At 70.6% G+C, this 7192-nt stretch carries 5 protein-coding genes; 1 reads left to right on the top strand and 4 read right to left on the bottom strand.

The genetic code is table 11. The features are described from left to right. The 3 genes from ACIRDX_RS18765 to ACIRDX_RS18755 all read right to left on the bottom strand — a co-directional run. Positions 1-1513, bottom strand: a 1513-nt coding sequence (locus tag ACIRDX_RS18765) for a DUF1587 domain-containing protein (protein ID WP_396626968.1), incomplete at its 3' end; no start/stop codon positions are given. 138 nt (positions 1514-1651) lie between these two features. Then, the gene (locus ACIRDX_RS18760) at positions 1652-2146 is read right to left on the bottom strand and encodes an FKBP-type peptidyl-prolyl cis-trans isomerase (protein ID WP_396626967.1); all 495 of its coding nucleotides are present in this window, start codon (positions 2144-2146) and stop codon (positions 1652-1654) included. A 223-nt stretch (positions 2147-2369) separates the two neighbouring features. Beyond that, positions 2370-3548, bottom strand: coding sequence for a multidrug effflux MFS transporter (locus ACIRDX_RS18755; protein WP_396626966.1), 1179 nt, complete (start codon positions 3546-3548; stop codon positions 2370-2372). 273 nt (positions 3549-3821) lie between these two features. On the opposite strand from ACIRDX_RS18755, the gene ACIRDX_RS18750 reads away from it, so the two are divergent. Further along, positions 3822-4733 (top strand): DUF4097 family beta strand repeat-containing protein, encoded by a 912-nt coding sequence (locus tag ACIRDX_RS18750; protein WP_396626965.1) that lies wholly within the window; start codon positions 3822-3824, stop codon positions 4731-4733. A 203-nt stretch (positions 4734-4936) separates the two neighbouring features. Here ACIRDX_RS18750 and ACIRDX_RS18745 read toward each other — a convergent pair whose 3' ends face one another. Next, positions 4937-7108, bottom strand: a complete 2172-nt coding sequence (locus tag ACIRDX_RS18745) for a bifunctional rhamnulose-1-phosphate aldolase/short-chain dehydrogenase (protein WP_396626964.1) — start codon at positions 7106-7108, stop codon at positions 4937-4939. Positions 7109-7192 lie beyond the last annotated feature (84 nt).

Genomic DNA, 7192 nt, shown 5'->3' with positions numbered 1-7192 from the left:
GTTCGATGCGGAAGAGGAAGTCGGGCGAGACCAGCACGGCCTGCAGCGCGATCGCCAGCGCCTCGTCGAACGACTCGCCCGCCTTCTGCGCCTTCGCCATGACGGCGACGTACGGCGCCAGCTCGCCACTCGTCACCGGACGACGGAAGGCCCGTTGGGCGACGTGCGAGATGTTGCGCAGCGCGCAGGACGCGCCGTGACGGGGCGAAGCCGTGGGCCGCGCCTGTCCGGCCGCGGCAGCGGTGGCACTACCCGTCGGGGCCGTGCCGGCCACGTGCGGCAGGTGCCCGCACGCGTACACGGCCTGCAACGACGCGCGCGACGGCGCCACCTGGGCGTCGAACGGCCCGGCCAGTTCGATCCGCCCCACGCGGGCGAGGTTGATCGGCGCCGTCTTCAGCGCCGCGATGCGCTCGTCGAAGTTCTTGCGCGCCGCCTCGATGCGTTCCGGGGTCGGATTGTTGCGCGGCGGCGTGAACACCGGCACGCGATCCTGCTCGACGCGGTCGCTCGGCTTCGGCCCGTTGAAGCGCCTCGGCAGCCCGTCGTAGAGGTCGAGCATCGCCACGGCCAGCCAGCGTTCGCCGGGCGTGAGCGGCACCGTGAACTCGAGCGTCTTGCCGTCGAGTTCCTGCTCGTCCTCGTCGAACGACGCCTGCGCCGCGGGGTCGATCTCCTGCGTCGCCGCCAGGGCACCGTCGACGTACAGCCCGATGCGCACCGGCATCGACCCGAGCGGACGACGGCCGTTCAGGAACGCGCGGATGAGGTACTGGCCCGGCACGGTCACGCGGTGCAGCGCATGCGCCGAGTTGGGCAGGCTCAGCCCGCTCGTGTCGTACGAGGCGGGCACCGTGCGGACGGGCGCCACGACCGCGGTGGGCGCCTTGAGGCGTACGAGGGTCGGCGCCTGCGGCTCGTGCCCGAACATCGCCGTGCGTACCACGCGCTCGGACGCCACCATGTACTTCTCGAACAGCACCGGCGAGAGCGACAGCACGTCGCCGATGTTGTCGAAGCCGTACCCGGCATCGTCCTGCGGGAAGTCGTCGGCCGGACGGATGTCCACGCCGAACAGGTCGCGCACGGTGTTGTTGTATTCGGTGCGATTGAGGCGGCGCGCCGTCACGCGGCCGGGATCGGGCGGGGTGATGCGCTCGAGGCGCAGGAACTCCTGCTCGATCCAGCGCGTGACGACCTCGACCTCCTTCGGGTCGGGCCGCTCCTCGTCCTCCGGGGGCATCTCGCCGGTGCGGAGCTTCAGGAGGACGGTCTCGAACTCCTCGGGATGCGCCGCGAGCGCCCCGGCCAGCTGGTGCCGCTCGAGGTTCACCCCGCCCTTCTGCCGGCGGTCGTTGTGGCAGTCGGTGCAGGTCTTCTCGAGGAAGGGGCGGACGACGGTGTCGAAGGTGGCGCGATCCGGCTCGCGGTCGCTGGCCGGGGTCGGGCCAGACGACGCGGCGGTGGCCAGGGAGGCCACGACCACGAGGATCAGGACGAGCGCACGTCGCACGGGATCCCCGTCATTGTAAACCGGGGCACGACGGCACGGGAATGGCCGCCACCGGCCTGGGGAGATGGAGGGACTGCCACGTGGGCACTCCCTCACCAACGGCTAGTCCCCTGAGGGACGATGGGCCGGGCCGGTGCCCTAGGTCGCGGAGACCAGGATGTCGTTCAGCCGCACTTCGAAGATCAGCGTCGCGTTCGGCGGGATGGACCCACTGCCCGTCGACCCGTAGGCCAGCTCGGGCGGGATGACCAGCCGACGGATGCCGCCGACCTTCATGCCAGGGACGCCCTGCTCCCAACCCCGGATGACCGAGCCTGCGCCCAGCACGAACGTGAACGGCGTCCGTCCCGCCTGCAGCGAGGTATCGAACAGCGAGCCCTTGTTGTCAGTCGTCGCCGTGCTGTACAGCCAGCCGTAGTAGTCGACCACGCAGCGCGAGCCGTTGACGGCCTCGGCACCGGTGCCCGGCTGCACGTCGGTCGCGCTGAACGGCACGTTGGCCACCCACGTCTGGTTGGTCGACGAGGGCGAGGTCGCGCTGTTCCCGCTCCCACCACACGCCGCGGCCGACACCGATGCCGCGAGCCCGAGGAGCAGCGCACGACGCGAGGGGTACATCAGGTCCGTAGACATCCAGTAGACGAGCGTAGCAGACGAAAACTTGACAGGTGTGTGAATTTCGCAGCGCCGGCCAATCTCGTCCGCGCGCCGTCCTAAGGGTCCGGCTGCGCCGGCTCGCCCCGCAGAGAGGTAGGGCGGGATGTCCTCATCCCGCCGCTGTTCACATCGCACACTCCAACGGCGCGATAGGGACATCGCGCCCTACCTTGGGCGAGATCGACGGGGACATCGCGCCCTACCTGACGACGTGTGCCCTTCGTGCGTCGGCACCGAGCACGAGGGCGGCGGCGAGGAAGATCACGATCGCCGTCGCCATCGGCCGCAGTGTGCCGTCGAAGGCCGCCGATACGGCGAGCGTGGCGAGTCCCGAGGTGCCGTACTGCAACGCGCCAAGCAGCGCCGAGGCCGACCCGGCGTCGCGGTCGAACGGGGCCAGGGCCAGCGCCGTCGTGTTCGGCAGCACGAACCCGAGCAGCAGGACCATGACCAGGATGGGTGCCGCGAGCGTGATGAGCCCGGTGGCGCCGGTCCACACCACGCCGACGAACGCGCACGCCGCGCCGAACTGTGCCAGCAGCGCGCGCCACAGGATCACGCCCGCCTCCTCGCGTCGCAGCAGGGCGCGATTGAGTTGCGAGGCGCCGATCAGGCCGAGCGAGTTCAGGCCGAACATCGCCGCGAACCCCGACGGCGACAGCCCGAGCACCTGCATGTAGAGGAATGGCGCGCCAGCGATGTAGGCAAAGAGCACGCACTGCGAGAGCGCCTGGGCGAGGGCGAACCGCCGGAAACGCGGATGGCGCGATACGCGCCCGAACGCCGCCATGGCACTGCCCAGCGTGAGCGTCGCCGCGCGAGCCTCTGGCGCCGTGTCGGGCAAGCCGCGGAGCACCGCCACCCAGCACGACGCGCCGAACACCACCAGGATGGCGAATAGCGCGCGCCAGCCGGCGTGCGCGAGGACCCACCCGCCGACGAGCGGCGCGAGGATCGGCGCGACGCCCATCACGAGCATCAGCGACGACAGCACGCGTGCGGCCTCGCGCGGCCCGAACACGTCGCGCACCACGGCGCGCGCCATCACCACGCCGGCGCACCCACCGAGCGCCTGCAATCCGCGCCACGCGGTGAGCATGCCGATCGAGGTCGACAGCGCGCAGCCGAGGGACGCCAGGGTGTAGAGCCCGAGACCAACGAGCAGCGGCAGTCGTCGGCCGAAGCGGTCCGACATCGGCCCATACGCGAGTTGCCCGAGCGACAGGCCGAGGAAGAACACCGACAACGTGCGCTGCACGGCCGCGGCGTCGGTCGCGAAGGCCTGCTCCAGCGTGGGGAACGCCGGCAGGTACATGTCGATGGACATCGGCGCGATGGCCGTGAGGCTGCCGAGCAGGAGGATCAGGCCGCGGGGCACACGGCATTATGGGTGCCGCGCGGAAATGCTGCGATGCAGCGATGCCGGCAATGTCGAACATCACCACCCACGTCGAGCAGTTCCACTGGCGGGGGTCGCGCTGGCTCCTGTGAGCAAGGCTGGCAACCATGCGTCGAGTCCCGACCCATCCCGGCCGAGCCTTGGCGCCTCGACATTGCCGGCATCGCAGCATCGCAGCATTTCTGGCGAAGTGAACCCCGCCGCCCGCCCTGCCGTCAAAGGCGCAGGAGTCTTTTCCCGAGGAGCCGCCCGATGTCCAGCCGCCTGCAGTCGTTGTTCGCCGCGTCCCTGATCACCCTGGCGCCGGCCCTTGCGGGCGCGCAGCCCGTGACCTTCGAGCGCACGCTCACGGTCGGGGCGTCACCGACGCTCGACGTCTCCACCGGCAGCGGCAACGTCACCGTCCGCAGCGGCGGGTCGACCATCGTCGTCAAGGGCACCGTCGAGCCGCGATCCGGCTGGGGCGCCCCGAGCAACGCCGCCGAGATCGCGAAGCAGATTGCCGCGGCGCCGCCGATCGTGCAGGCCGGCGACGCGATCACCGTCGGCCGCCTCGACGAGGCGCAGCGCAAGGCCGTCTCGATCTCCTACGAGGTCACGGTGCCGGTGGCGACGATGGTGGCGGCGCGCTCGGGCTCGGGCAACGTCCGCGTGTCTGGCGTGAACAACGCCGTCAAGGCCACGAGTGGCTCGGGCAACGTCGACCTCGGCGAGGTCGGCGGCACGGTCGAGGCGACCAGCGGCTCGGGTAACGTGTCCGTGAAGGGCGCCCGCCAGGCGGCCAGCCTGTCGAGCGGCAGCGGCAACATCGTCGCCATCCTCACCGGGAAGGGCGACGTGAAGGCCAGCACGGGCAGCGGCGACATCAAGATCACGGGCGCCCACGGCATCGTCACGGCCGACACCGGCAGCGGCAACATCGGGGTCGAGGGCACGCCGACCGGCGACTGGAAGGTGTCGGCGGCCTCCGGCGACGTGCACGTGGTGGTGCCGTCGACGCAGGGCTTCGTGGTCGACGCCAAGACTGCCTCGGGCAGCCTCGACGTCGCCGCACCGCTCACCGTCGAAGGCAAGGTCAACCCGCGCCACATCACCGGCACCGTGCGCGGCGGCGGCCCCACCCTGCGCCTCAGCACGGCCAGCGGCGACATCGCGGTCAAGTAAGGCCAGGCCACGGGCGACAGGCGACAGGCTACCGCGCCAGGTAGCCTGCAGCCCGGCGCCTGCAGCCATGGACTGGGTGCGCTCGCAGACGGGCCGGGCTGGGACAGCCGGCCCTACCTTCAGGCCTTGTCTCCTTCGCCCTTCCCGCCTTCACCCTTCCCGCCCTGCCTTCTTTCCTTCTGCTCTTCTGCCCTTCTACCCTTCTATCTGACGAACGCTTCCGGTAAGCCGCCGTCCACGTTGATGACCTGCCCGGTCACGCGACCGGTGAGGTCCGACAGCAGGAAGTAGGCGGCCTCAGCCTGATCCTCAGGCGTGATCGGCTGCCGCGTCAGCGTGCGCTGCGCGTAGAACTGCGCGAGCTGGGCGCGGAGTTCGTCGGCGGACGCGTCGGGGTCGAACGCGATCCCGTACTTCTTCAGCGACGACATCACCCGGTCCTTCGGGAACATCGTCGATCCCTGCACCACGGTGGCCGGCGCGAGCCCGTTCACGCGCACCAGCGGCGACAGCTCGACCGCCAGCGTCCGCACCAGGTGGTTGGCCGCCGCCTTCGACGTGTCGTACGCCGCCGAGCCCTTCTTCGCCACGAGCGCGTTGACGCTGGTCGTCAGCACGAGGCTGCCCGTGAGCTGCTGCGCCTCCCACACCGGACGGCACTCGTCGGCCACCAGGTAGCCGCCCATCACGTTGATGTCGAAGGTGGTGCGCCACATGTCGTCGGTGACGTGCCCCGTGGCATCGGGGGTCGGGAAGATGCCGGCCGTGACCACGACGTGATCGATTGCGCCGTACGCGAGCAACGCCTGCCGCACGAGCCCGCGCACACTGGCCCTGTCGGTCACGTTCACCGACGCGCCGATTGCCGGCCCACATCCGCTGATCCCGCTGCCCGCGACGCCAATCCCCAGCCCGTACTTCTTCGTGAGCTCCGCCGCCGTGGCCTCGGCGGCCTCGGCCGACAGGTCGGCGCACACGACGTGCGCCCCTTCGGCCGCCACCCGGTGCGCCACCGCGCGCCCGATCCCGCTGCCGGCGCCGACGACGACCACGGCGCGCCGGGCGAGGGGCTTCTCGGCCGGCATGCGCTGCAGCTTGGCTTCCTCGAGCAGCCAGTACTCGATGTCGAAGGCTTCCTGCTGCGGCAGGGCGACGTACTCGTCGATGGCCTCCGCACCGCGCATCACCTCGACCGCGCAGTTGTAGAACTCCGCCGTCACACGCGACTCGCTCTTGTCCTTGCCGAACGCGATCATCCCGAGCCCGGGGATCAGGATCACCGTCGGGTTCGGATCGCGCATGGCCGGCGAGTTGGGGTGCTTGCAGGCCTCGTAGTACGCCGCGTAGTCACGCCGGTACTGCGCCAGGCCGTCGGCCAGCAGCGTGCGCAGGGCCTCGACGTCGCCCGACGCGGGATCCCAGGCCACGTAGAGCGGCTTGATCTTGGTGCGCAGGAAGTGGTCGGGGCACGACGTGCCGAGTTCGGCCAGGCGCGGCGCGTCGTGGCTGTTCACGAAGCGCAGGATGGTCGCGTCGTGCTGCAGCGTCGCGATCATCCGCTTCTTCCGCGACACCTCGCCGCGCAGCCAGGGCAGCACCTGCAGCAGCGTCGCCTCGCGCGCGGCGTCGTCGAGCACGGCGTACTTCTGGCCGCCGAAGGTGGCCTCGCCCTTGTCTCGCGCCTCGATGTACTCGGCCGCCTTCGTGATCAGCGACAGCGTGAGCTCGTAGCAGGCCTTGTCCTCGTCGGCCCAGTTGATCAGCCCGTGCTGCCCGAGCACGATGCCCTTGGCCTGCGGGTGCGTCGCCACCACGTCCTGCAGCGTGAGGCCGAGCTCGAAGCCGGGCCGCTGCCACGGCGTCCAGATGACCTCGTCGCCGTAGATCTCGCGGGTCAGGCGCTCGGAGTTGCGCGACGCCGCGACGCTGATCACGGCGTTGGGGTGCATGTGGTCGACATGCGCCGCGGGCACGAACGAGTGCAGCGGCGTGTCGATCGAGCTGGCGCGCGGGTTCAGGTTGAAGGTGCAGTGCGGGTAGAGGCCCACCATGTGGTCCTCGGCCGGCGTCTTCACGCCGCGCGGCTCCATGGCGCCATACACCTGCTGCAACTGGATCAGCCGGTCCTGGTACAGCGAGGCGAAGTTGCCGAGCGTGCTCGTCCGCAGGTCGCCGCCCGACCCCTTCACCCAGAGCACCGTGACGGGCGCGCCGGTGATCGGGTCGGCCTCGCTGAGCTTGGCCGACGTGTTGCCGCCGCCGGTGTTGGTGATGCGCTGATCGGCGCCGAGGATGTTCGAGCGGTAGACGAGGCGCTGCGCCGGCGACAGCGTCGCGGCCGTGGCGTCATCCCAGAGGTAGTTGACGTGGGGCATGGTCGGGGTCCGGGTTCCGGGTACCGGGTACAGGGTACACAGTCCGGGTACAGGGTACCGGGTACCGGGTGCCGGGTACCGGGT

The sequence above is a fragment of the Luteitalea sp. genome, from assembly GCF_044337415.1.
Taxonomy (GTDB): Bacteria; Acidobacteriota; Vicinamibacteria; order Vicinamibacterales; family Vicinamibacteraceae; genus Luteitalea.
This window is presented reverse-complemented; position numbering and strand designations above follow the sequence as displayed.